This window comes from Rhodococcus sp. NPDC060084, from assembly GCF_042730335.1.
Taxonomy (GTDB): domain Bacteria; phylum Actinomycetota; class Actinomycetes; order Mycobacteriales; family Mycobacteriaceae; genus Rhodococcus.
The window spans coordinates 1-24628 of sequence record NZ_JBHWWX010000020.1 but is presented as its reverse complement, the minus strand read 5'-3'; the positions used below and the strand labels follow the sequence as shown (position 1 = coordinate 24628).

Annotated in this window: 21 protein-coding genes; 20 read left to right on the top strand and 1 reads right to left on the bottom strand. The window is 68.3% G+C overall.

The annotated features are described in order from the left end of the window. The first annotated feature begins 71 nt into the window (after positions 1 to 71). Complete coding sequence (uvrA, locus tag ACFWBU_RS12545) at positions 72 to 2996, top strand: excinuclease ABC subunit UvrA (protein ID WP_169622982.1); 2925 nt, start codon at positions 72 to 74, stop codon at positions 2994 to 2996. Positions 2997 to 3061: 65 nt separating this feature from the next. Here uvrA and ACFWBU_RS12540 read toward each other — a convergent pair whose 3' ends face one another. After that, the gene (locus tag ACFWBU_RS12540; protein WP_169622983.1) at positions 3062 to 3427 is read right to left on the bottom strand and encodes a DUF1844 domain-containing protein; all 366 of its coding nucleotides are present in this window, start codon (positions 3425 to 3427) and stop codon (positions 3062 to 3064) included. A 338-nt stretch (positions 3428 to 3765) separates the two neighbouring features. Here ACFWBU_RS12540 and infC point away from each other — a divergent pair, with 338 nt between their 5' ends. The 19 genes from infC (at position 3766) to tyrS (ending at position 24284) form a co-directional block, all read left to right on the top strand. Further along, positions 3766 to 4467, top strand: coding sequence for a translation initiation factor IF-3 (gene infC / locus ACFWBU_RS12535; protein ID WP_206037422.1), 702 nt, complete (start codon positions 3766 to 3768; stop codon positions 4465 to 4467). A 70-nt stretch (positions 4468 to 4537) separates the two neighbouring features. Continuing rightward, positions 4538 to 4732, top strand: coding sequence for a 50S ribosomal protein L35 (gene rpmI, locus ACFWBU_RS12530; protein WP_072698932.1), 195 nt, complete (start codon positions 4538 to 4540; stop codon positions 4730 to 4732). A 72-nt stretch (positions 4733 to 4804) separates the two neighbouring features. Beyond that, positions 4805 to 5185 (top strand): 50S ribosomal protein L20, encoded by a 381-nt coding sequence (gene rplT, locus ACFWBU_RS12525; RefSeq protein ID WP_169622984.1) that lies wholly within the window; start codon positions 4805 to 4807, stop codon positions 5183 to 5185. A 38-nt stretch (positions 5186 to 5223) separates the two neighbouring features. Further along, the gene (locus tag ACFWBU_RS12520; protein WP_169622985.1) at positions 5224 to 6054 is read left to right on the top strand and encodes an RNA methyltransferase; all 831 of its coding nucleotides are present in this window, start codon (positions 5224 to 5226) and stop codon (positions 6052 to 6054) included. Positions 6055 to 6147: 93 nt separating this feature from the next. Further along, on the top strand, positions 6148 to 7218 hold the full coding sequence (gene pheS, locus ACFWBU_RS12515) for a phenylalanine--tRNA ligase subunit alpha (RefSeq protein ID WP_169622986.1): 1071 nt from the start codon (positions 6148 to 6150) through the stop codon (positions 7216 to 7218). 49 nt (positions 7219 to 7267) lie between these two features. Beyond that, positions 7268 to 9754 (top strand): phenylalanine--tRNA ligase subunit beta, encoded by a 2487-nt coding sequence (pheT, locus tag ACFWBU_RS12510; protein WP_378528410.1) that lies wholly within the window; start codon positions 7268 to 7270, stop codon positions 9752 to 9754. Positions 9755 to 9830: 76 nt separating this feature from the next. Further along, on the top strand, positions 9831 to 10247 hold the full coding sequence (locus tag ACFWBU_RS12505) for a PspA/IM30 family protein (RefSeq protein WP_296549939.1): 417 nt from the start codon (positions 9831 to 9833) through the stop codon (positions 10245 to 10247). Between the two features lie 64 nt (positions 10248 to 10311). Then, positions 10312 to 11385, top strand: a complete 1074-nt coding sequence (gene argC, locus ACFWBU_RS12500; RefSeq protein WP_378528409.1) for an N-acetyl-gamma-glutamyl-phosphate reductase — start codon at positions 10312 to 10314, stop codon at positions 11383 to 11385. Between the two features lie 35 nt (positions 11386 to 11420). Continuing rightward, complete coding sequence (gene argJ, locus ACFWBU_RS12495) at positions 11421 to 12653, top strand: bifunctional glutamate N-acetyltransferase/amino-acid acetyltransferase ArgJ (RefSeq protein ID WP_378528429.1); 1233 nt, start codon at positions 11421 to 11423, stop codon at positions 12651 to 12653. Positions 12654 to 12676: 23 nt separating this feature from the next. Next, positions 12677 to 13621 carry an acetylglutamate kinase gene (gene argB / locus ACFWBU_RS12490; protein WP_378528428.1) on the top strand — a complete coding sequence of 315 codons (945 nt, stop codon included), beginning with the start codon at positions 12677 to 12679 and terminating at the stop codon, positions 13619 to 13621. Beyond that, entirely contained in the window at positions 13618 to 14805 is a 1188-nt protein-coding gene (locus ACFWBU_RS12485) for an acetylornithine transaminase (protein WP_169622990.1), read from the top strand. Before argB ends, ACFWBU_RS12485 begins: the two co-directional genes overlap by 4 nt. Positions 14806 to 14811: 6 nt before the next feature. Next, positions 14812 to 15741 carry an ornithine carbamoyltransferase gene (gene argF, locus ACFWBU_RS12480; protein WP_169622991.1) on the top strand — a complete coding sequence of 310 codons (930 nt, stop codon included), beginning with the start codon at positions 14812 to 14814 and terminating at the stop codon, positions 15739 to 15741. 2 nt (positions 15742 to 15743) lie between these two features. Next, positions 15744 to 16256: an arginine repressor gene (locus ACFWBU_RS12475; protein ID WP_169622992.1), complete on the top strand. Its 513-nt coding sequence runs from the start codon at positions 15744 to 15746 to the stop codon at positions 16254 to 16256. A 49-nt stretch (positions 16257 to 16305) separates the two neighbouring features. Next, on the top strand, positions 16306 to 17505 hold the full coding sequence (locus tag ACFWBU_RS12470) for an argininosuccinate synthase (RefSeq protein ID WP_296549943.1): 1200 nt from the start codon (positions 16306 to 16308) through the stop codon (positions 17503 to 17505). A gap of 2 nt (positions 17506 to 17507) precedes the next feature. After that, complete coding sequence (gene argH / locus ACFWBU_RS12465; RefSeq protein WP_296549944.1) at positions 17508 to 18929, top strand: argininosuccinate lyase; 1422 nt, start codon at positions 17508 to 17510, stop codon at positions 18927 to 18929. 178 nt (positions 18930 to 19107) lie between these two features. After that, positions 19108 to 22095 (top strand): alpha/beta fold hydrolase, encoded by a 2988-nt coding sequence (locus ACFWBU_RS12460; protein WP_378528408.1) that lies wholly within the window; start codon positions 19108 to 19110, stop codon positions 22093 to 22095. Between the two features lie 41 nt (positions 22096 to 22136). Continuing rightward, entirely contained in the window at positions 22137 to 22358 is a 222-nt protein-coding gene (locus ACFWBU_RS12455; protein ID WP_169622996.1) for a Trm112 family protein, read from the top strand. A 14-nt stretch (positions 22359 to 22372) separates the two neighbouring features. Continuing rightward, positions 22373 to 22999, top strand: coding sequence for a DNA-3-methyladenine glycosylase (locus ACFWBU_RS12450; RefSeq protein ID WP_378528407.1), 627 nt, complete (start codon positions 22373 to 22375; stop codon positions 22997 to 22999). Between the two features lie 7 nt (positions 23000 to 23006). Continuing rightward, entirely contained in the window at positions 23007 to 24284 is a 1278-nt protein-coding gene (gene tyrS / locus ACFWBU_RS12445) for a tyrosine--tRNA ligase (protein WP_296549947.1), read from the top strand. Positions 24285 to 24628 lie beyond the last annotated feature (344 nt).

Here is a 24628-nt window from a genome sequence, read left to right as displayed (position 1 = left end):
GCCTCTGTCGGTACCCGCGCCTACCATGGATCAAGGCCGAACCTCGGCCGTGTCTACAGGAAGGATATGGCGTGGCGGACCGCCTGATCGTGCGTGGAGCACGGGAACACAACCTGCGGGGAGTAGACCTGGACCTACCGCGCGACAGCCTCATCGTGTTCACCGGCCTGTCGGGATCGGGCAAGTCGAGCCTCGCGTTCGACACCATTTTCGCGGAGGGCCAGCGGCGCTACGTCGAATCGTTGTCGGCCTACGCCCGGCAGTTCCTCGGACAGATGGACAAGCCCGACGTCGACTTCATCGAGGGCTTGTCGCCGGCTGTGTCCATCGACCAGAAGTCCACCAACCGCAATCCTCGATCCACGGTCGGCACGATCACCGAGGTGTACGACTACCTGCGTCTGCTGTACGCCCGCGCGGGCACTCCGCACTGCCCGGTGTGTGGCGAGGAGATCTCCCGGCAGACGCCGCAACAGATCGTCGATCAGGTCCTCGACATGGAGGAAGGGGCGCGATTCCAGATCCTCGCGCCGGTCGTCCGTACCCGCAAGGGCGAGTTCGTGGATCTGTTCGAGCAGCTCACCGTGCAGGGTTACTCCCGCGTCCGGGTCGACGGCGTGGTGTATCCGCTGTCGGATCCGCCGAAGCTCAAGAAGCAGGAGAAGCACGACATCGAGGTCGTGGTCGACCGGTTGGCTGTGAAGCCGAGCGCCAAGCAGCGCCTGACCGATTCGGTCGAGACGGCGTTGCGCCTGGCGGAAGGCGTGGTCGTCCTCGACTTCGTGGACCGCGACGAGAATGCGCCGGATCGCGAGCGCCGGTTCTCCGAGTCGCTGGCGTGCCCCAACGGGCACCCCCTGGCGATCGACGATCTCGAGCCGCGCTCGTTCTCCTTCAACTCGCCCTACGGCGCGTGCCCCGAGTGCGCGGGCCTCGGTGTCCGGAAGGAAGTCGACGTCGATCTCGTCGTGCCCGACCCGGACGTCAGCCTGGCAGAAGGTGCGATCGCGCCCTGGTCGATGGGCCAGAGCGCGGAATACTTCACGCGCCTGCTGACCGGCTTGGCGGACGTCATGGGCTTCGACATCAACACTCCGTGGAAGAAACTGCCCGCGAAGGTTCGCAGGGCGGTCCTCGAGGGCAGCACCGACCAGGTGCACGTGCGGTACAAGAACCGGTACGGCCGCGTCCGTTCGTACTACGCCGAGTTCGAAGGTGTGATGCCGTTCCTGCATCGTCGCCTCGAGCAGACCGAGTCCGATCAGATGAAGGAACGCTACGACGGGTACATGCGGGAAATCCCTTGCCCCGCATGTAAAGGCGCCCGGTTGCGGCCCGAGATCCTCTCGGTCACCATCACCGCCGGCAACCACGACCGCAGGTCGATCGCAGAGGTGTGCGACCTGTCGATCGCCGAGTGCGCCGAGTTCCTCGACACGCTCACCCTGGGTAGCCGTGAGGCGGCCATCGCCGGCCAGGTGCTCAAGGAAGTGCAAGCGCGGCTCGGGTTCCTGCTCGACGTGGGCCTCGACTACCTCTCGCTCTCCCGCGCCGCCGCGACCCTCTCGGGCGGGGAAGCGCAGCGCATCCGGCTTGCCACCCAGATCGGCTCCGGCCTCGTCGGTGTCCTGTACGTGCTCGACGAACCGTCCATCGGCCTGCATCAGCGCGACAACCGGCGGCTCATCGACACCCTCACGCGGCTCCGCGATCTCGGGAACACGCTCATCGTCGTCGAGCACGACGAGGACACCGTCCGCGCGTCCGACTGGGTCGTGGACATCGGTCCGCGAGCGGGCGAACACGGTGGCCGGGTGGTGCACAGCGGCACCTACAAGGAGTTGCTCGACAACCCCGAGTCGCTGACCGGCGCGTACCTGTCCGGCCGTGAAGCCATCGAGATCCCGGCACTCCGTCGTCCCGTGGACCAGAAGCGGCAGATCACCGTGGTGGGAGCGCGCGAGAACAACTTGCACGACATCGACGTGTCGTTCCCGCTCGGTGTGCTCACCTGCGTCACCGGCGTATCCGGTTCGGGTAAATCCACGCTGGTCAACGACATTCTCGCGACGGTGATGGCGAACAAGCTCAACGGGGCGCGCCAGGTGCCCGGCCGGCACACCCGCATCAACGGTCTCGACCAGCTCGACAAGCTCGTGCGCGTCGACCAGTCTCCGATCGGTCGCACGCCGCGGTCCAACCCCGCGACCTACACCGGGGTGTTCGACAAGATCCGCACGCTGTTCGCGGCCACCACCGAGGCGAAGGTGCGCGGGTACCAGCCGGGGCGCTTCTCCTTCAACGTCAAGGGCGGACGCTGCGAGGCGTGTTCCGGTGACGGCACGCTGAAGATCGAGATGAACTTCCTGCCCGACGTCTATGTGCCGTGCGAGGTGTGCCACGGGGCGCGGTACAACCGCGAAACCCTCGAGGTGCACTACAAGGGCAAGACGATCGCCGAGGTTCTCGACATGTCGATCGAGGAGGCGGCCGAGTTCTTCCAGCCCGTCACCTCGATCCACCGCTATCTCAAGACACTCACCGAGGTGGGACTGGGATACGTGCGGCTGGGCCAGCCGGCCACCACGCTGTCCGGCGGCGAAGCCCAGCGCGTCAAGCTCGCGGCGGAACTGCAGAAGCGGTCGAACGGGCGCACCGCGTACATCCTCGACGAGCCGACCACCGGCCTGCACTTCGAGGACATCCGCAAACTGCTCGGCGTCATCAACGGGCTTGTCGACAAGGGCAACACCGTCATCGTCATCGAGCACAACCTCGACGTCATCAAGACGGCCGACTGGGTGATCGACATGGGACCCGAAGGCGGAGCCGGGGGCGGCACCGTCGTCGGACAGGGCACGCCCGAGGACATCGCCGAGGTGGAAGCGAGCTACACCGGGCGCTTCCTCGCCGAGGCGCTCGCGCCTGTACCGCCCGCGCCGAAGAAGGCTCCGGCCCGGAAGCGGGCGGCGAAGAAGAAGGTCGCGGCGAAATAGTCACGCAGGACACCCGGGAGCGGCGCCGAGCGCTGCGTCCCGGGTGTCGTGCTGTGCGGGTCGGATCAGTAGACGGGGCCGGTGTACTTCTCGCCGGGACCGAATCCGGGCTCGTCGGGAGTCGACGATGCCTCCCGGAACGCGCGCTGCAGTGCTTGCAGGCCCTCTCGGATCGGTCCGGCGTGCGGTCCGAGGTATTCCACGGAAGCCGTGACGAGGCCGGCCAGCGCAGTGATCACACGTCGTGCCTCGTCGAGATCGAGGTGGCTGCTCTGCTGGGGGTCGGCGTCGCCGAGGCCCAGCTTCTCGGCGGCCGAACTCATCAACATCACGGCAGCGCGGCTGATCACCTCGACAGCCGGGATCTCGGCGAGTTCGCGCACGTCGTCCGGCGCTACGTTCGGGTCCTGGGAATCGGGTGCCTCGGTCATGCATCGAGGATCCCACTGCGCCCGGGAGCGACGCAGTTCGGGTGGTCGCTCGCGGGGCGATTCGATGCCGACGTGCATCTTTGCTAGACTTGTCCCCACGACCGCCCATGCATACCAGCATGGGCAGCAAAGTGGAGTCCGACTCCCACCTCTGGCGGCACATAGATGCAGTTCAGTGGTCCGGTCTTCCCGGTGCTCGCACCGCGGATGCCGCATCCTCCGGGATGCTGGGGCGTATGTGCAGTGCAACTGCCGTTCGTCGACCGGTCGGTATCGGACCCCGCGTGGAGCCTCGGCACCACAGCGGGGTCTTTTCGTCGAGGAACTCGGGCCACCTGCTGCGGTGCGGTCACACCGACCCACCGTTCTACCTAGGAGGCCACATCAGCGCTGAGACCCGCATCAACGAACGCATCCGAGTTCCCGAGGTCCGTCTCGTCGGACCTGGCGGGGAACAGGTCGGCATCGTGCGTGTTGAAGATGCACTCCGCCTGGCCATCGAAGCCGATCTCGACCTTGTCGAGGTGGCGCCCGACGCTCGGCCGCCGGTCTGCAAGATCATGGATTACGGCAAGTTCAAGTACGAGAACGCGCAGAAGGCGCGCGAATCGCGCAAGAACCAGCAGATGACCGTGATCAAGGAGCAGAAGCTCCGGCCCAAGATCGACGATCACGACTACGAGACCAAGAAGCGCAACGTCGTTCGCTTCCTCGAGGCCGGGTCCAAGGTCAAGGTCACCATCATGTTCCGTGGCCGTGAGCAGTCGCGTCCCGAACTCGGGTACCGGTTGCTGCAGCGTCTGGGTGCGGATGTCGCCGAACTCGGCTTCATCGAAACCTCCGCGAAGCAGGACGGTCGCAACATGACCATGGTGCTGGCCCCGCACAAGGGCGCGAAGACCCGCGCGAAGGCGCAGGAAGCCGCCCATGCTGCACCGGTCAACACCGCGCAGCCCTCGAGCACCGCGCAGGCAACGCAGGCATCTGCCCCTGCGACCCCGCCGCCGGCGCCGCAGCAGGGCGACGCCCCAAGCAGCTAGCCGCTCGAACCAGCACACCCGGTGCTGCGTGCGAGCACCGATGTACACACCGACAAGAACTGAGGACTCCATGCCCAAGTCGAAGACCCACAGCGGCACCGCGAAGCGATTCAAGGTGTCCGGCAGCGGGAAGATCCTGCGCCAGAAGGCCGGGCGCCGCCACCTTCTCGAGCACAAGCCTTCGACCGTCACTCGCCGTCTCGACGGCGTGGCAGTGGTCGCGCCCGCGGACACCCCGCGGGTCAAGCGCCTGCTCGGCCTCTGAGCTTCCCCGACCGTTTCCCGCTCTCCGGGGACGAAACAATGTCGTCCCCCGAACTTTGACAGGACTTAACCAGTGGCACGCGTGAAGAGGGCCGTCAACGCCCAGAAGAAGCGCCGTTCGATTCTCGAGGCCTCGAAGGGCTACCGCGGGCAGCGCTCGCGTCTGTACCGCAAGGCCAAGGAGCAGCAGCTTCACTCGCTGACCTACGCCTACCGCGACCGTCGCGCCCGCAAGGGTGATTTCCGCAAGCTGTGGATCAGCCGTATCAACGCGGCGGCTCGCGCCAACGACATCACCTACAACCGCTTCATCCAGGGCCTCAAGGCCGCGGGTGTCGAGGTCGACCGCAAGATCCTCGCCGAGCTCGCCGTCTCCGACGCCGAGGCATTCGCCGGCCTGGTCGCGCTCGCCAAGGCTGCGCTGCCGGCCGACGTCAACGCTCCGGCTGCCTGAGCACGACGCTGAACGACGACACAACACAGGAACGGCCCGTGGATCCGCTCACCGAGCGCACCCCGCGGGTCGTTTCTGCTGTGAAACTCTTGCGGGCCGCGGAACGACGCAAAAACGGGCGGTTTCTCGCCGAGGGTGAGAACTCCGTCACCGAAGCGCTCGCGGCCGGTCACGTGCACGACCTGTTCGTCACCGAAGCCGCGGCCGAACGCTACCGCGACTGCGTCGACGCCGCGCACCGCGCGGGGGTGCGCGTCGCCACCGTGACCGAGAAAGCCGCCGCCCGTCTGTCGGACACAGTGACCCCGCCGGGACTGGTGGCCGTCTGCGACACCCTCGACGTCCCTCTCGAGGCGGCACTGTCGCCGCGCCCCCGGCTCGTGGCGGTGCCCGTCGCGATGGCGGAGCCCGGCAACGCCGGCACCCTGATCCGTGTCGCGGACGCTGTCGGCGCCGACGCGGTGATCCTCGCCGGCGACTCGGTGGACCCGCACAACGGAAAGTGTGTGCGTGCGTCGGCAGGCAGCATCTTCCACCTGCCGGTTGCGCGGGAGCGGGACACCCTGCGTGTTCTCGACGCCCTCTCCGGCGCAGGCGTGCAGATCCTCGCGACGGCCGCCGACGGCGAGGTCGAACTCGACGACGCCGACGAACTGCTGGCCCGTCCCACGGCGTGGCTGTTCGGTAACGAGGCCCACGGTCTCGATCCGGAGGTCGCCGCGCGGGCAGACCATCGGGTCCGTATCCCGATCCGGGGTCGTGCCGAGTCTCTCAACCTCGCTACCGCAGCGTCGATCTGCCTGTACGCCAGCTCCCGGGTGCAGCACCGGCCCCCGGTGCAGACTCGGGCCTCCGGACCCATCACATAGGATTTGTCGGTGCGCCGTCGACCATCCGGTCGCGGCGGCGCCCGCGAGAACATTTCGAACCATCGTTCGCCCGAAGAAGGAGTTGCACCGGTCGTGGCCAAGAATGAAGGCGGCACCCCGCCGGCAGTCGATCCGAGCGCCTTGACCGAGGAGGCCCTCGCTGCGGCCGAGAAGGCTGCGATCGAGGCGTTCGCGGCCGCCGCCGACCTCGACGCGCTCGCGCGAGCGAAGGTCGACCATCTCGGCGACAAGGCGCCCATCTCCCTCGCCAAGCGTGCGCTCGGCTCGCTGCCGGGCAAGGAGCGCGCCGACGCGGGCAAGCGGGTCAACGCCCACCGCACCGCCGCGCAGGCCGCATTCGACGCCCGCAAGGAGGAACTGCAGGCCGAGCGTGACGCGGCAGTCCTCGTCGCCGAGGCCGTCGACGTGACGCTGCCGGCGACTCGCCGCCCGCTCGGTGCCCGGCACCCGATCAGCATCATTTCCGACCAGGTCGCCGACGTGTTCGTCGCGATGGGATGGGAAATCGCCGAAGGGCCCGAGGTCGAAACCGAACATTTCAACTTCGACGCCCTCAACTTCCTGCCCGACCACCCGGCCCGCACGATGCAGGACACCTTCCACATCGCACCGGAAGGGTCGCGTCAGGTGCTGCGCACCCACACCTCCCCGGTGCAGGTGCGCACGATGCTGCACCGCGACATCCCGATCTACGTGGTGTGCCCGGGCCGCACGTTCCGTACCGACGAACTCGACGCCACGCACACCCCGGTGTTCTCCCAGGTGGAGGGTCTCGCGGTGGACAAGGGTCTGACCATGGGCCACCTGCGCGGCACGCTCGATGCGTTCGCGCGTGCCCTGTTCGGACCGGAGACCCGGACGCGGATGCGTCCGAACTACTTCCCGTTCACCGAGCCGTCCGCCGAGGTGGACGTCTGGTTCCCGAACAAGAAGGGCGGCGCGGGCTGGGTCGAGTGGGGCGGCTGCGGCATGGTGAACCCGAATGTGCTGCGGGCCTCGGGCATCGACCCCGACGTGTACACCGGATTCGCATTCGGCATGGGTCTCGAGCGCACGCTGCAGTTCCGCAACGGCATCCCCGACATGCGCGACATCGTCGAAGGCGACGTGCGCTTCACCCTGCCCTTCGGTGTGCAGGGCTGACGCCCGCCACCTCCATCCGTCCCCGAACGAACGAGAAAGCTGAACCCAAGTGCGAATAGCGCAGTCCTGGCTGACCGAGATCCTGCAGCGTGCCACCCCGGAGTGGAACGTCACGCCCGAGGAACTCGACGCGGGATTCGTCCGGGTCGGGCTCGAGGTCGAGGACATCGAAACCCTCGAACGCATCGACAACCTGGTCGTCGGACGGGTCGCCGAGATCACCGAACTCGAGGGGTTCAAGAAGCCCATCCGGTTCTGCAAGGTCGAGGTGGGCGAAGACGAGCCCCGCGGCATCGTGTGCGGTGCCCGCAACTTCGCCGAAGGTGACCTCGTGGTCGCCGCACTCCCCGGCGCGGTGCTTCCCGGCGGGTTCGCCATCGCGAGCCGCAAGACCTACGGGCAGGTCTCCGACGGGATGATCTGCTCGGTGAGCGAACTGGGTATCGGCACCGACCACTCGGGCATTCTGGTGCTCGAACCGGGAAGTGCCGAGCAGGGCGCGGATGCGAACGAATTGCTCGGGCTCGGCGACACGGTCGTCGAACTGAACATCACTCCGGACCGCGGTTACTGCTTCTCCGCGCGCGGACTGGCCCGCGAACTCGCCTGCGGCTTCGACCTCGAATTCGTCGACCCCGCTCAGGTCACCCCGCTGCCCGCCGACGGTGGCGAGGCCTACCCGATCCGGCTCGAGCCGGAGACCGACGCCACCCGGTTCGCGGCACGCCGGGTAACGGGCATCGACCCGAACGCAGTGTCCCCGTGGTGGCTGCAACGGCGCCTGCACACCGCCGGTGTGCGCCCGATCTCCCCGGCCGTCGATGTCACGAACTATGTGATGCTCGAACTCGGCCAGCCGCTGCACGCGTTCGACGCGGCCACCCTGCAGGGCGATATCGTCGTGCGCCGGGCTCGGGCGGGGGAGAAGCTGACCACCCTCGACGGTGTCGAGCGCGACCTCGATCCCGAGGACGTCGTGATCTGCGACGATTCCGGCGTCATCTCCCTCGCCGGCATCATGGGCGGCGCCACCACCGAAGTCGGGGACGCGACCACCGACATCCTGCTCGAAGCGGCGACCTGGGATCCGCTCGCCGTGTTCCGCGGCAACCGGCGTCACAAGCTCAGCAGTGAAGCCGGGAAGCGTTTCGAGCGCACCGTCGACCCCGCCGTCGCCCGCGCCGCACTCGATCGCGCGGCAGCGCTGCTCGTCGAGATCGCCGGCGGCACCGTCGAGCCCACCCTCACCGACATCGTCGTTCCGACCGAACCCGTGTCGATCCGGATGGACATCGACCTTCCGGACCGCATCGCCGGGGTCACCTACCCGAACGGCACCGCCGCCCGTCGCCTGACCCAGATCGGGTGTGCCGTGGAGGTCGGTGTCGGCGAGGACGGGCACGGTCAGCTCGTGGTGACGCCGCCGTCGTGGCGCCCCGACCTGCGTCAGCCCGCAGATCTCGTCGAGGAAGTGCTTCGCCTCGAGGGACTCGAACAGATCCCGTCGGTGCTCCCGGCCGCTCCCGCAGGACGGGGACTGACGCCGAGCCAGAAGCGTCGCCGCGCCGTCGGCAAGGCGCTGGCATACGACGGTTACGTCGAGGTACTCGCCCCGGTGTTCCTGCCCACCGGCGTGTTCGACACCTGGGGACTCGACGCCGACGATCCGCGCCGCGTCACCACCAAGGTGCTCAACCCGCTCGAATCCGACCGCCCGGAACTGGCCACCACCTTGCTGCCCGGCCTCCTCGAGGTGCTCGCGCGCAATGTCTCGCGCGGTCAGCGCGACCTGGCGCTGTTCTCCATCGCCCAGGTGGTGCAGCCGGGTCCCGACACGGTGGCGGTCGCGCCGCTGCCGGTCGACCGGCGTCCCAGCGACGACGAGATCGCGACCCTCGAGCAGTCGCTCCCGGCGCAGCCCGTGCACGTCGGCGGTGCGCTCGCGGGAATGCGCGAGCCCGCGGGACCGTGGGGATCCGGACGTGCCGCAGAGGCGTCCGACGCCTTCGCGGCCGCGGAGACCATTGCCAGGGCCGCGGGTGTGCAGCTGGAACGGCGTGCGGCGCAGTATCTTCCGTGGCATCCTGGTCGTTGCGCCGAGTTGCTCGTCGACGGGGTGGTCGTCGGCCACGCCGGTGAGTTGCATCCGGCCGTCGTCGAACGGGCGGGCCTTCCGGCGCGCACGTGTGCTTTCGAGCTCGATCTCGACGCCCTCCCGATCTCCGAGTCGCTGCCCGCTCCGGTGGTCTCGCCGTTCCCGGCGGTGCTGCAGGATGTCGCGGTGGTGGTCGACGCGGAGGTGCCGGCGGCGTCGGTCGAGTCCGCGTTGCGCGCGGGTGGCGGCGAACTGCTCGAAGACATCAGGCTGTTCGACGTGTTCGAAGGCGCGCAGGTGGGTGAGAACCGCAAGTCGCTCGCGTTCGCGTTGCGTTTCCGGGCGCCCGATCGCACGCTCACCGAGGACGAGGCGAGCGCTGCCCGTGACGCTGCGGTCGCTGCGGCTGCTGCCTCCGTGGGTGCCGAGATGCGTCGCTGACGTTGTCCTCGGCGGGGGCGCGCCGGGTCACGGCTCGGCGCCCCCGCTCTCGGTCCGTCCGACGTAACCTGGATGTATGAGTAGCGACGAACGGAACCACGGCCGGATACCGGAGCCCGAGACGCCGGACGAGCCTGCGCCCGACGTCACACCGGCCGAACCCGCGACTCCCACGGTGCCCGACGTGCCGCCGTCGCCGGACATCCCGGACGTGCCGCCCGCCGAGCCCGAACCGGCCACCGATCCCGGCCCCGTCGGTTCGGGGACGCGGGCGCCGACGATCGAGGAGATCACCGGGTACACCCGCGACGGCGTGCCCACGCTGGACTCGGTGCGAGAGAAGATCGAGCACCGTTCGGCGACAGCGATCGGCGCAGAGGAACTGGCGAGGGAAAGCGTGTCCGGGCGCACCCTCGACGACGAGTACGAGGCGCGGCAGGCAGCCGCGGCCGACAAGCTCGCGGAGATCCGGCGGTCGTTGCGTTCGGAATGACCCGGAACTGGGTGTGACCCAGAGCTGGATGAAATAGTTTGCATCATCGTGCATAATCAGTCGTATGGGTAATTCACCGGTATTCACGGCGACGCCGCAGGCGCCGCTCCGGGTGGCCGTCGCGGGAGCGAGCGGTTACGCGGGCGGCGAGATCCTGCGCCTCCTTCTCGGCCATCCCGCGTACCAGGACGGATCACTCGTCATCGGTGCACTCACCGCCGGGAGCAACGCCGGAGCCACCCTCCGCGAATTCCATTCGCATCTGCTGCCGCTCGCCGACCGGGTTCTCGCACCCACCGACCTCGACAGCCTCGCCGGGCACGACGTCGTCTTCCTCGGCCTGCCGCACGGCCACTCCGCGGTCATCGCCGAGCAACTGCCCGAGACCACCGTCGTCATCGACTGCGGCGCCGACTTCCGGCTGACCTCCTCCGATGACTGGACGCGCTGGTACGGCACCGACCACGCGGGCACCTGGCCGTACGGCATGCCGGAACTGCCCGGCGCGCGCGACAAGCTCATCGGCGCGACCCGCATCGCCGTACCCGGCTGCTATCCCACCTCCGCGTCGCTCGCTCTCGCTCCGGCGGTCGCAGCCGGCATCGTGGAACCGTCCGTGCAGATCGTCGCGGTGTCCGGTGCCTCCGGCGCGGGCAAGTCGCCGAGAGTCGACCTGCTCGGCTCCGAAGTGATGGGATCGGTGCGGGCCTACGGCATCGGCGGCGCCCACCGCCACACCCCCGAGATCAAGCAGAATCTCTCAGTGCTCGCCGGCACCGACGTCTCCGTCTCGTTCACCCCCGTTCTCGCACCCATGCCCCGGGGCATCCTCGCCACCTGCACGGCGCCGACCACGGCTACCGCCGAGGAAGCGCGCGCCGTCTACGAAAAGGCCTACGGGGACGAAACATTCGTGCACCTGCTACCGGACGGGGTGCTGCCCGCCACCGGCTCGGTGATCGGGTCCAACGCCGTTCAGCTCGCCGTCACCGTCGACCTTGACGCGGGCCTGCTGATCGTGATCGCCGCGCTCGACAACCTGACCAAGGGCACCGCCGGAGCTGCGGTCCAGTCCATGAACCTGGCGCTCGGGCTGCCCGAGGCCGCCGGCCTGTCCACCGTAGGAGTGGCGCCGTGACCGATCTGACCGACAGCACCACCACGGAGGACAGCGTGGACGCCGCGTACGCACACGCCGAGGAGATCGCCGGAGGACGGCTCATCCGCACCCAGGGCGTGACCGCCCCGGCAGGGTTCCGCGCCGCCGGCATCCGGGCCGGGATCAAAGCCAACGGCAACGCCGATCTCGCGCTCGTCCTCAACGAGGGACCCGAGCTCGCCGCAGCAGGCGTCTTCACCACCAACAAGGTCAAAGCCGCTCCGGTCCTGTGGTCCCAGCAGGTCCTCACCACCGGTGCATTGCGCGCGGTGATCCTCAATTCCGGCGGTGCCAACGCATGCACCGGACCCGGCGGATTCCAGGACACCCACACCACGGCCGAAACGCTGGCCGACGCACTGAGCAACTGGGGCACCGAGACCGGCGCGGGTGAGATCGCCGTGTGCTCGACCGGGCTCATCGGCGACCGGCTGCCCATGGACAAGGTCCTCACCGGCGTGCAGGAGATCGTCCACGAACTCGCCGGAGGAATCTCCGGCGGCACCGACGCCGCCCACGCGATCATGACGACCGACACCGTCCCGAAGCAGGCGGCGCTCCACCACGCGGCGAACTGGAACGTCGGCGGCATGGCCAAAGGCGCGGGCATGCTCGCCCCGGCGCTCGCCACCATGCTCTGCGTGCTCACGACCGATGCCGTCGCCACCCCGGAACAACTCGACGCGGCGCTGCGCCACGCCAGCCGGAAGACGTTCGACCGACTCGACATCGACGGTGCGACCTCCACCAACGACACCGTCTTGCTGCTCGCCTCCGGCGCCAGCGGGGTCAGCCCCACACAGGACGAACTCGACGCCGCGGTCCTCGCCGTCTGCGACAGTCTCGCCGACCAGATGATGGCCGACGCGGAAGGTGTCACCAAACGCGTCACCGTCACCGTGCGCGGTGCCGCGAGCGAAGACGACGCGCTCATCGGCGCCCGGACCGTAGCCCGTGACAGCCTCGTGAAAACCGCGCTGTTCGGCTCCGACCCCAACTGGGGACGGGTGCTCGCCGCCATCGGGATCGCCCCGATCGAACTCGACCCGAACACGATCACCGTCACGTTCAACGGGCAGCCCGTGTGCATCGGCGGCGTCGGCGCCCCCGGTGCCCGCGAGGTGGACCTGTCCGGTATCGATATCGCGCTCGACATCGATCTCGGGCTCGGCGACGCCGAGGTGTCGATCCGCACCACCGACCTGTCGCACGCGTACGTCGAAGAGAACTCGGCTTACTCGTCGTGACCGCGCACGTGACCGGAGCCGACATGGCCGCAGACCTCATCGCGAACCTGTCCGCACAGCAGAAAGCATTCGTCCTCGCCGAAGCGTTGCCGTGGCTGCAGAAGTTCCGCGACAAGATCGTCGTGGTGAAGTACGGCGGCAACGCCATGATCGACGACGACCTCAAAACGGCGTTCGCGGCCGATATGGCGTTCCTGCGCACCGTCGGCATCCACCCCGTCGTGGTGCACGGTGGCGGACCCCAGATCAACGCCATGCTGCGGCGGCTCGGGCTGGAAGGCGAATTCCGCGGCGGATTCCGCGTCACCACCCCCGAGGTGATGGACATCGTGCGGATGGTGCTCTTCGGCCAGGTCGGACGCGAACTCGTCGGCCTCATCAACGCGCACGGCCCCTACGCCGTGGGGATCTCGGGCGAAGACGCGCGGCTGTTCACCGCAACCCGTCGCACCGTCGTCGTGGAGGGCACGGACACCGACATCGGGCTCGTCGGTGACGTCACCACCGTCGACCCCGCCGCCGTCCTCGACCTGATCGCCGCCGGTCGCATCCCCGTGGTGTCGACCGTTGCGCCCGACATCGACGGCGTCGTCCACAACATCAACGCCGACACGGCCGCGGCCGCGCTCGCCGAGGCCCTCGGCGCCGAGAAACTGGTGGTACTCACCGACGTGGAGGGGCTCTACACGAACTGGCCCGACCGCTCGTCGCTGACCTCGTCCATCGACGTGGACACGCTCGCCGAACTGCTGCCTTCCCTCGACTCCGGCATGGTCCCCAAGATGGAGGCGTGCCTGCGCGCCGTCCAGGGCGGGGTACCGACCGCTCACGTGATCGACGGTCGCCAGGCGCATTCGGTGCTGCTCGAACTGTTCACCGAGGAAGGCATCGGCACCATGGTCACCCCTGCCCGGGGCACCGGCACGCACAGCCCGACGGTGCTCCCCGTCACGGAAGGAAACGCATGACCGGCACGTCCGAGCTGCAGCAACGCTGGGCAGGCTCGCTCATGAACAATTACGGCGTCCCCAAGCTGGCGCTCGTCGCCGGCGACGGCGCGGTCGTCACCGACGCCGACGGCATGCAATACCTGGATCTGCTCGGGGGCATCGCGGTCAACAGCCTCGGCCACCGGCATCCCGCGATCCTCGAGGCCGTCACAGCTCAGCTCGGGCAGCTCGGCCACGTGTCCAACCTCTATGCCTCCGCACCGGTAGTGGAACTCGCCGAACAACTCCTCGGGCACTTCGGACACCCCGGGCGAGCCTTCTTCTGCAACTCCGGCACCGAAGCCAACGAAGCGGCGTTCAAGATCGCCCGCCTCACCGGCCGGCCGAAGATCATCGCCTGTGAGAAGGCGTTCCACGGCCGCACCATGGGTGCCCTCGCGCTGACCGGTCAGCCCGACAAACGGGCACCGTTCGAGCCGATGCCCCCCGGCGTCGAGTTCGTTCCCTACGGCGACATCGCCGCGCTCGACGCCGCGGTGGACGAGAACACCGCCGCCGTGTTCCTCGAACCCATCATGGGGGAGTCCGGGGTCGTCGTGCCGCCGGAGGGCTACCTCGCGGAAGCCCGCCGCATCACCCGTGAGCGCGGCGCGCTGCTCGTGCTCGACGAAGTCCAGACCGGCATCGCCCGCACCGGCACCTTCTTCGCCCACCAGGCAGCCGGAGTCGTGCCCGACGTGATGACCCTCGCCAAGGGTCTCGGCGGCGGTCTGCCCATCGGTGCGGTCCTCGCGACCGGGCCGGCCGCGGACCTCTTCCAGCCGGGCAAGCACGGAACCACGTTCGGTGGGAACCCGGTGTGCGCCGCCGCGGCCCTCGCCGTCCTCCGCACCATCGACGAGCAGAACCTGCTCGACCACGTCAACGCCGTCGGCAAGACACTGAGCACCGGCATCGAGTCCCTCGGGCACCCCCTCGTGTCGCACGTGCGGGGCTCCGGCCTGCTTCTCGGTGTGGTCCTCACCGACACGAAGTCCGCAGCGGTCGAAGCCGCCGCGCGCGAGGCCGGGTTCCTCGTCAACGCCCCGGCGCCCGACGTCATCCGGCTCGCGCCGCCGCTCATCCTCACCGAGCGCCAGGCCGAAAGCTTCGTCGCGGCGCTACCCGCCATCCTCGACAACGCCGACCGGGAAGGGAACTGAAGCACCGTGCTGAGACATCTTCTGCGTGACGACGACCTGACTCCCGCCGAACAGAACGAAATCCTCGATCTGGCAGCGGAACTCAAGAAAGCCCCGCTGTCGCGGCGTCCGCTCGAGGGCCCCTACAGCGTGGCGGTGTTGTTCGACAAGCCCTCCACCCGCACCCGGTTCTCGTTCGACGCGGGCATCGCCCAGCTCGGCGGTCACGCGATCGTCGTGGACGCCGGCTCCACGCAGATCGGCAAAGGCGAAACGCTCGAGGACACCGCGCGCGTCTTCTCCCGGTTCGCCGAAGCGGTCGTGTGGCGCACCTTCGGCCAGGACCGCATCGAGACCCTCGCGGCGCACTCCACCGTGCCCGTGGTCAACGCGCTGACCGACACCTTCCACCCGTGTCAGGTGCTCGCCGACCTCCAGACCATCCGCGAACACAAGGGCCGAACCCACGGGCTGAAACTCACCTACTTCGGTGACGGCGCGAACAACATGGCCAACTCGCTGATGCTGGGAGGCGTCACCGCCGGCCTCCACGTCACCATCGCGTCCCCGACGGGCTTCACCCCCGACCCGGAAGTGGTCGCGGCAGCCCGCGCGCGGGCCGAGGAGACGGGCGGCAGCGTCACCGTCACCGACGATCCCCATGCGGCGGCGACCGGCGCCGACGTCCTCGTCACCGACACCTGGGTGTCGATGGGGCAGGAAGTCGACGGCAAGGACCGCGAGGCCCCCTTCCGGCCGTACCAGCTCGACGACACGCTGCTGGCACTGTCCGATCCCGCGTCGATCGTGCTGCACTGCCTGCCCGCGTACCGCGGAAAGGAGATCACGGAAGAGGTCATCGACGGACCCCGCTCCGTCGTCTGGGACGAGGCCGAGAACCGGCTTCACGCACAGAAGGCCCTGCTCGTGTGGCTGCTCGAGCAGCGCAGGAGCTGAACGTGAACACCGCGGAGGGAGCCGTCGAACGGGCCGGCAGCGCCGCCCCGACTCGGGCCGCGCGGCAGGCGCGTATCACCGCGCTCCTGGCAACCCGCGCGGTGCGCAGCCACACCGAACTCGCGGCACTCCTCGCGGCCGAAGGCATCGAGGTCTCCACCGCCACCCTCTCCCGTGACCTCGAAGAACTCGGTGCCGTCAAGCTGCGCGGCGCAGACGGGGGAGCGGGCGTGTACATCGTGCCCGAGGACGGCAGCCCCGTCCGCGGAGTGTCCGGCGGCACGGATCGGCTATCTCGGCTACTCGGTGAACTGCTCGTCTCCACCGACGCCAGCGGCAACATCGCGGTCCTCCGGACGCCACCGGGGGCAGCGCACTATCTAGCCAGCGCACTCGATCGGGCATCATTACCGGAGGTGGTCGGCACGATCGCCGGGGACGACACCATTGCGGTGATCGCCCGGGAACCGATGACAGGGGCCCAACTGGCCGCCCTGTTCGAATCACTGGCCTGAACCATCGCGTCGAGAGACGTACACGAAAGAAAAGAAGGAGCACAAGACAATGGCCGATCGCGTCGTACTCGCCTACTCGGGCGGGCTGGACACCTCCGTTGCCATCAGCTGGATCGGCAAGGAGACCGGCAAGGAGGTCGTCGCCGTCGCCATAGATCTCGGTCAGGGCGGCGAGGACATGGAAGTGGTGCGTCAGCGTGCGCTCGACTGCGGCGCCGTCGAGTCCGTCGTCGTCGACGCCAAGGACGAGTTCGCCGACGAGTACTGCCTGCCCACCGTGCAGGCGAACGCGCTCTACATGGACCGCTACCCGCTGGTCTCCGCGATCAGCCGTCCGCTGATCGTGAAGCACATCGTGAAGGCGGCCCGGGAGTACGGCGGCACCATCGTCTCGCACGGCTGCACCGGCAAGGGCAACGACCAGGTGCGCTTCGAGGTCGGCTTCGGCGCCCTCGCTCCCGACCTGCAGGTCATCGCACCCGTGCGCGACTACGCCTGGACCCGCGAGAAGGCCATCGCCTTCGCCGCCGAGCACAACCTGCCGATCAACGTCACCAAGAAGTCCCCGTTCTCCATCGACCAGAACGTGTGGGGACGCGCCGTCGAGACCGGCTTCCTCGAGGACCTGTGGAACGCCCCCACCAAGGACGTCTACGACTACACCGAGGACCCCACCCTCAACTGGCAGGCCCCCGACGAGCTCATCGTCTCCTTCGAAGCGGGCCGTCCCGTCGCGATCGACGGCAAGCCCGTCTCCGTGCTCGAGGCGATCCAGGAACTCAACAAGCGCGCCGGCGCACAGGGTGTCGGCCGGCTCGACATGGTCGAGGACCGCCTCGTCGGCATCAAGAGCCGCGAGATCTACGAGGCGCCCGGCGCGATCGCGCTGATCACCGCGCACCAGGAACTCGAGCACGTCACCCTCGAGCGTGAGCTCGGCCGCTACAAGCGCCGTGTCGAAGAGCGGTGGAGCGAGCTGGTCTACGACGGCCTCTGGTTCTCTCCGCTCAAGTACGCGCTCGACGCGTTCATCCAGAACACGCAGGAACGCGTCACCGGCGACATCCGGATGGCCATGCACGGCGGGCACATCACCGTCAACGGACGCCGCAGCCCCGAATCGCTGTACGACTTCAACCTCGCCACCTATGACGAGGGCGACAGCTTCGATCAGTCCAACGCCAAGGGCTTCGTCCAGATCCACGGCCTGTCGTCGAAGGTCGCCGCGAAGCGCGATCTGGGCCTGTAGTCATGGCCACCCACGGCACCAACGAAGGTGCGCTGTGGGGCGGCCGGTTCGAATCCGGACCGGCCGCCGCCATGGCGGCATTGAGCAAGTCGACCCACTTCGACTGGGTGCTTGCGCCCTACGACGTGCGGGCGTCCCAGGCGCACGCCAAGATCCTGCATCGGGCCGGGCTACTGAGTGACGACGACCTCGCGACCATGCTCGACGGGCTCGAGGGCCTCGCCGCCGATGTCGCATCGGGCGCGTTCGTCCCGTCGGATTCCGACGAGGACGTGCACGGCGCACTCGAGCGCGGTCTCATCGAGCGGGTCGGCCCCGAGGTGGGCGGACGTCTGCGCGCCGGGCGCTCCCGCAACGATCAGGTCGCGACGCTGTTCCGCATGTGGTTGCGCGACAGCGCGCGGCGTATCGGCGACGGTGTGCTCGATGTCGTCGAGGCCATCGCAGGCCAGGCCGCCGCGCACCCCGACGCCGTGATGCCGGGCAAGACCCACCTGCAGGCGGCGCAGCCGGTGTTGCTCGCGCACCATCTGCTCGCGCACGCGCATCCCTTGCTGCGTGATGTCGATCGTCTGCGTGACTTCGACCGGCGCACGGCTGTCTCGCCGTACGGGTCGGGCGCGCTCGCGGGCTCGTCCCTCGGGCTCGACCCCGAGGCAATCGCCGCCGATCTGGGATTCGACGCTGCCGCCGACAATTCCATCGACGCGACCAGTGCGCGCGACTTCGCCGCAGAAGCAGCGTTCGTCTTCGCTCAGATCGCGGTCGACCTCTCGCGGATGGCGGAGGAGGTGATCCTCTGGAGCACACCGGAGTTCGGGTACATCACCCTCGCCGACGCATGGTCCACCGGATCGTCGATCATGCCGCAGAAGAAGAATCCCGACGTCTCCGAACTCACCCGCGGCAAGGCGGGCAGGCTCATCGGAAACCTCACGGGCCTGCTCGCGACGCTCAAGGCACAGCCGCTGGCCTACAACCGGGACCTCCAGGAAGACAAGGAACCGGTCTTCGATTCGGTCGCCCAGCTCGAGCTTCTGCTTCCGGCGATCACCGGGCTCGTGTCGACGCTGACGTTCCACACCGAACGGATGGCCGAACTCGCGCCCGCCGGATTCACCTTGGCGACCGACATCGCCGAGTGGATGGTGCGCCAGGGCGTCCCGTTCCGCGTGGCCCACGAAGCTGCCGGCGCCTGCGTCCGGGCAGCGGAGACGCGCGGGGTGGGGCTCGAAGACCTCACCGACGCCGAACTAGCGGCAGTCGATCCCGCGCTCACCCCTCAGGTGCGTGAAGTTCTCACGGTCGAGGGCTCCATCGCGTCGCGGAACGCTCGCGGCGGCACCGCGGGAGTCCGCGTTGCCGAGCAACTCGGCAGGGTGCGCGAGACCGCGGCGGCGCTGCGGGCCTGGGTGCGGGCCTGACGCCCCTCGCGTAGGCGGGCGCCGCGCTGCGTCTGTTCCTCTTCCGGTCCCGGGCGGCATCCGAATAGCCCGGGACCGGGCGGCGTCCGAATTGCCCGGGACCGGATCACGGATATGGCAGGCTTACGCGTACACCCGTCATGTACCGGGGTCATGGGCATCGTGGAGGGAAGCGATCGTGGGACTGGACGGTAGAGCGGTGACCGGACCGATGCGTCGGCTCATCGCGACGGCGCAGAACGGTCTCGAAGTCATCCGCTTCGGGGGGCTCGAACCGGGCACCTCGTCGTCTCCGTATCAGGTCGTCGAACGGTGCGGGATGTACCGTCTCCGGCGCTATTTCCCCGACTCGGACACCGCCGCGTCCGGTCCACCCGTGGTGTTGGTGCCGCCGATGATGATGTCCGCGGACGTTTACGACGTCACCCGCGACAGCGGTGCGGTCGGTGTCCTGCACGCCGCGGGACTCGATCCCTGGGTGGTGGACTTCGGCTCGCCCGACCAAGAGGAAGGCGGGTGGGACCGCACCCTCACCGACCACATCCTCGCTCTCGACGAAATCGTCGACCGGATTCACGCGTACACCGGACGCGACGTCCACCTCGGGGGCTACTCGCAGGGCGGCATGTTCTGCTACCAGGCTGCCGCCTACCGCCGCAGCCGCAACATCGCCAGCCTCATCACCTTCGGCAGTCCCGTCGATACCCTCGCCGCACTGCCCTTCGGCATCCCCGGCCCTGTGGCGACACTCTCGGCCGATTTCCTGGCCGATCACGTCTTCAACCGTCTCGCGATCACAGGCTGGATGGCTCGCACCGGATTCCAGTTCCTCGACCCGGTCAAGACGGTGCGGTCGCGTATCGACTTCCTCCGGCAGCTCCACGACCGCGAAGCTCTCCTTCCGCGGGAGCCCCAGCGCAGGTTCCTCGACACCGAGGGCTGGGTCGCGTGGTCCGGACCCGCGGTTGCCGACCTGCTGCGCCAGTTCGTCGCGCACAACCGCATGGTCAGCGGGGGCTTCGTGATCAACGACAAGCCCGTGACGCTCGCGGAGATCACCTGCCCCATCCTCGCGTTCCTCGGAGAAGTCGACGACATCGGCCAGCCTCTCGCAGTACGCGGAATTCGCAGAGCGTCGCCGCGCGCCGAGGTCTACGAATATTCGCTCCGCGCGGGCCATTTCGGTCTCGTCGTCGGATCCGTTGCAGCGCAACAGACGTGGCCTGCGACGAGCGAATGGGTGCAGTGGCGGGAGGGAATCGGGGACCGGCCCGTCGGGGTCAGTCCCATGACCGCGCCGGAGCCGAGCGACGAGGGCGCGACCGGCGTCTCCATCAGTAGCCGGGTGGCGCACACGGTCGCCACGCTCGCCGATGTCGGCGCCGATATCGGGAAGGGGATCGCCGAGGTCGCGGCCGGCGCGGTGCGCGGTGCCCGCGACCTGTCGGGCGAAGCCGCGCGAGCACTTCCGCGTCTCGCCCGCCTGGGACAGATCCAGCCCCGCACCCGTGTCTCCGTCGGCAGCCTCCTCGCAGAACAGGGAAGGAGAGGGCCTCAGCGCGAGTGCTTCATCTTCGAGGACCGGGTCTACACCTACCAAGCGGTCAACCGCCGCATCGACAACATCGTTCTCGGTCTGGTCGACAACGGCGTCCGGCCGGCGATGCGTGTCGGTGTGCTCATGAACGTCCGGCCCAGCGCCATGGCGGCGGTGGCCGCCGTCTCCCGTCTCGGCGCGGTATCGGTCCTGATCCCCCCTGGACCGGACGCGGCCGCCGCCGCCCGACTCGGCGGTGTGGAAAAACTCGTCTCCGACCCGGAAAACCTCGACCTCGCTATCGGCACGGGCCTGCCGGTTCTCGTGCTGGGTGGAGGCGACGTCCGCGACCTCGACGTCGAGCCCGGCGCCGACGTCGTCGATCTCGAGCGGACCGACATCTCCGGGGTGCACCTGCCGGGCTGGTACGTCCCGGATCCGGGCCTCGCCCGCGAATTGGCGTTCGTCCTCTTCGTGGGGAGTGGTCCGACACTCGAAACCAAGCGGGTCACCAACTATCGCTGGGCGCTGTCGGCGTTCGGTACGGCGACCGCTGCGTCGCTCGGGCGACGCGACACGATGTATTGCCTGGCACCGCTGCATCACTCGTCGGGCCTGCTCGTGAGCTTCGGCGGTGCATTGGCGGGTGGAGCGCGGATCGCCTTGTCGAACGGACTGGACCCGGCGAAGTTCGGGGAGGAAGTCCATCGCTACGGCGTCACGGTGGTCACGTACACGTGGTCGATGATGCGAGAGGTGCTCGACAGCCCTTCCCTGCACATCGACGCCAGCCACCCCATCCGATTGTTCATCGGCTCCGGCATGCCGCCCGGGCTGTGGTGGCGCACCCTCGAACGTTTTGCTCCCGCGCGGGTGGTCGAGTTCTACGCGTCCACCGAAGGTGACGTGATCCTCGCCAACGTGTCGGGGTCGAAAGTGGGATCCAAGGGACGCCCGCTCCCCGGCAGCGCTGCGGTCGGTCTCGCGGCCTACGACCCGCTCACCGGACGGCTCATCGAAGACGACCGCGGCTTCGTACGCTCGTGCGCCGACGGCGAGGTCGGACTTCTCCTCGGCAAACCTGGTGCGTCCAACGAAGCGCTCGGCGACGTCATGCGCGGTGTGTTCGAACCGGGTGACGTGTGGATCGCCACCGAAAACCTGTTCCGCCGTGACGCGGACGGTGACTACTGGCTTCTCGACAACAAACGCGGGGTGGTCGTCACCGCGCACGGACCGGTGTACTCGCAGCCGGTGATCGACATGCTCGGGATGATTCCGCGTATCGATCTTGCAGTCTCGTACGGAATCACTCTGGGGGACAGCGATATCGCGGTGGCCGCGTGTACGTTGCGCGGTAAGAAGGCCCCGACGGCAGCGGAGATCACGGCCGCTCTCGACGTCGTTCCCGAAGCGGAGCGCCCCGATCTGGTGCACATCGTCCCGTCCATCCCGATCGGGCCGTCCTACCGTCCCGCCGCCGACAAGCTGCGCGAACACGGCCTGCCGACCCCGACCGTTCGCTCGTGGTACGCGGACCGGGACACCGGCACCTACAAGCGGTTCACCAAGGCGGTCGCCACGAAATGGGCAACGGGCACGGCGGGAGCCACGCCCGCCGCCCGGTAGGCTGAACCCGTTCCGTTGTGTACGAAGTCGGAAGGACCCCCGTGGCCGTCGATCCCACGCTGTTGAACATTCTTGCCTGCCCCGAGGACAAGGGGCCGCTGCTTCTCGTCGACGACACGGTCCTCTACAACCCTCGGCTGCGCCGCGCCTACCCGATCGAGAACGGCATCCCGGTGCTCCTGATCGACGAGGCCGTGGCCGTCGGTGACGCAGAGCACGAGGATTACGTCACGCGGGGTGTTCCCGGCTGGACCCGAGACTGACCGACCCCGCCGCGATGAGCGCGCAGTACCTCGAATCCCTCGACCCTGTCGAGGCGGCTCGTGCGCTGCTCGGTGCTGTGGTCCGGGTAGGCGATGTCGCCATTCGGCTCACCGAGGTCGAGGCGTACGGCGGACCGGAGGACGGTCCGTGGCCCGACCCCTCCGCTCATTCGTATCGGGGTCCGAGCGCACGCAACGCCGTGATGTTCGGGCCCGCCGGCCATCTGTACGTCTACCGCAGCTACGGCCTGCATCTGTGCGCCAACATCTCGGTCGGACCCGACGGCGTGGCCGCCGCCGTGTTGCTGCGCGGCGGCGAGATCGTGGACGGCGAACAGTGCGCGAGCCGGCGACGGACCCCGGGGATGCCGTCCGACAAGCTTGCACGCGGACCCGGAAACCTCGCCGCGGCACTGGGATTGGATATCTCCGACAACGGTCTCGACATATTCTCCCCACAGTCGCGGGTTCGCCTCGAACTACCCGAGCGACGGGACGACGTCGATGTCGCCTCCGGCCCGCGTGTGGGTATCAGCGTCGCTGCAGACCGGCCGTGGCGTCTGTGGATTCCGGGCTCTCCGGGGGTCTCGGCGTATCGACGGAGCCCACGGGCGCCGGCACTCCGAACACGAATGGGATGATCGAGCGGTGACTGAGCACATTCTCGACGAACTGACCTGGCGCGGGCTCATTGCCCAATCGACCGATCTCGATGCACTCCGACGCGATCTCGACGCAGGTCCGATCACCCTGTATGCAGGCTTCGATCCGACCGGACCGAGCCTGCACGCCGGTCACCTCGTGCCGCTTCTCGCACTCAAGCGATTCCAGCGCGCGGGCCACCGTCCGATCGTCCTCGCCGGCGGAGCGACCGGCTTGATCGGCGATCCTCGGGACGTGGGGGAGCGCACGATGAACTCCGCCGATACCGTCGCCGACTGGGCGGATCGGATCCGGGGACAACTCGAACGCTTCGTGGACTTCGACGATTCGCCGACCGGTGCCGTCGTCGCGAACAACCTGGACTGGACGGGGCGCCTGACGGCGGTCGACTTCCTGCGCGACATCGGCAAGCACTTCTCGGTGAACGTGATGCTGGCACGCGACACCGTCAAGCGGCGGCTCGAAGGCGACGGCATCTCGTACACCGAATTCAGCTACATGCTGCTGCAGGCGAACGACTACGTGCAGCTTCGCCGCGACTACGGGTGCGCGCTCCAGGTCGGTGGCTCGGATCAGTGGGGCAACATCATCGCCGGCGTCGAACTGAACCGACGGACCGACGGAGCATCGGTCCACGCGCTGACGGTCCCACTCGTGACCTCCTCGGACGGCAAGAAGTTCGGGAAGTCCACGGGCGGGGGAAGCCTGTGGCTCGACCCGGAGATGACCAGTCCGTACGCCTGGTACCAGTACTTCGTGAATGCCGCGGACGCCGATGTCGTCAAGTACCTGCGGTGGTTCACGTTCCTCGACCGCGAGGAACTGGCCGAACTCGAAACCGCGACGGCCGAGCGTCCCCATGCACGCGAGGCCCAGAAGCGGCTCGCGGCGGAGATGACCACGCTCGTCCACGGCGCTGCGAACACCGCAGCCGTGGAATTGGCGAGTCGCGCTCTCTTCGGGCGCGGGGAACTCGCGGACCTCGACGAGCCCACCCTTGCGGCGGCGCTCACGGAGGCCTCGGTGATGGACCTGCGTCCGGGGGAGCCCGACACCATCGTCGACCTGCTCGTCTCGACCGGTCTGTGCGAGAGCAAGGGCGCTGCGCGCCGCACGGTCAAGGAGGGCGGCGCGTCGGTCAACAACGTCCGCGTCTCGTCGGAGGAGTGGACACCGTCCGACGCAGAGCTCCTGCACGGGCACTGGCTCGTGATCCGCCGGGGGAAGCGTAATTTCGCCGGCGTTCGCGTGCACCGCAGCTGACCGCGAAGGTTCTGACTCGCTTCCGGGCCGTTGACCAGGCGATTTGACGGCCCGGAAGCGTGGGCGTAACTTAGTCCTCGTTCGAGCGACAGGGACACCGCCCCGGACCGAGAGGTTCGGAGTTCAGTGGTGTCCTGAACGTCACTCAGAACAGCCGAAGATCGAGGAACGCACGAGTTGCGGTCCGCCGGTCGAAGGTGATAGATTGGAACGGTTGCCCCGGAGCGGGTCAGACACAGTCTGGAACGCGATGGTGTGTGCGTGTTCTTTGAGAACTCAACAGTGTGCCGATGAATGTCAGTGCCAATTATTTGGTGCGATCATCCGCTTTTGTGGATGGTCAA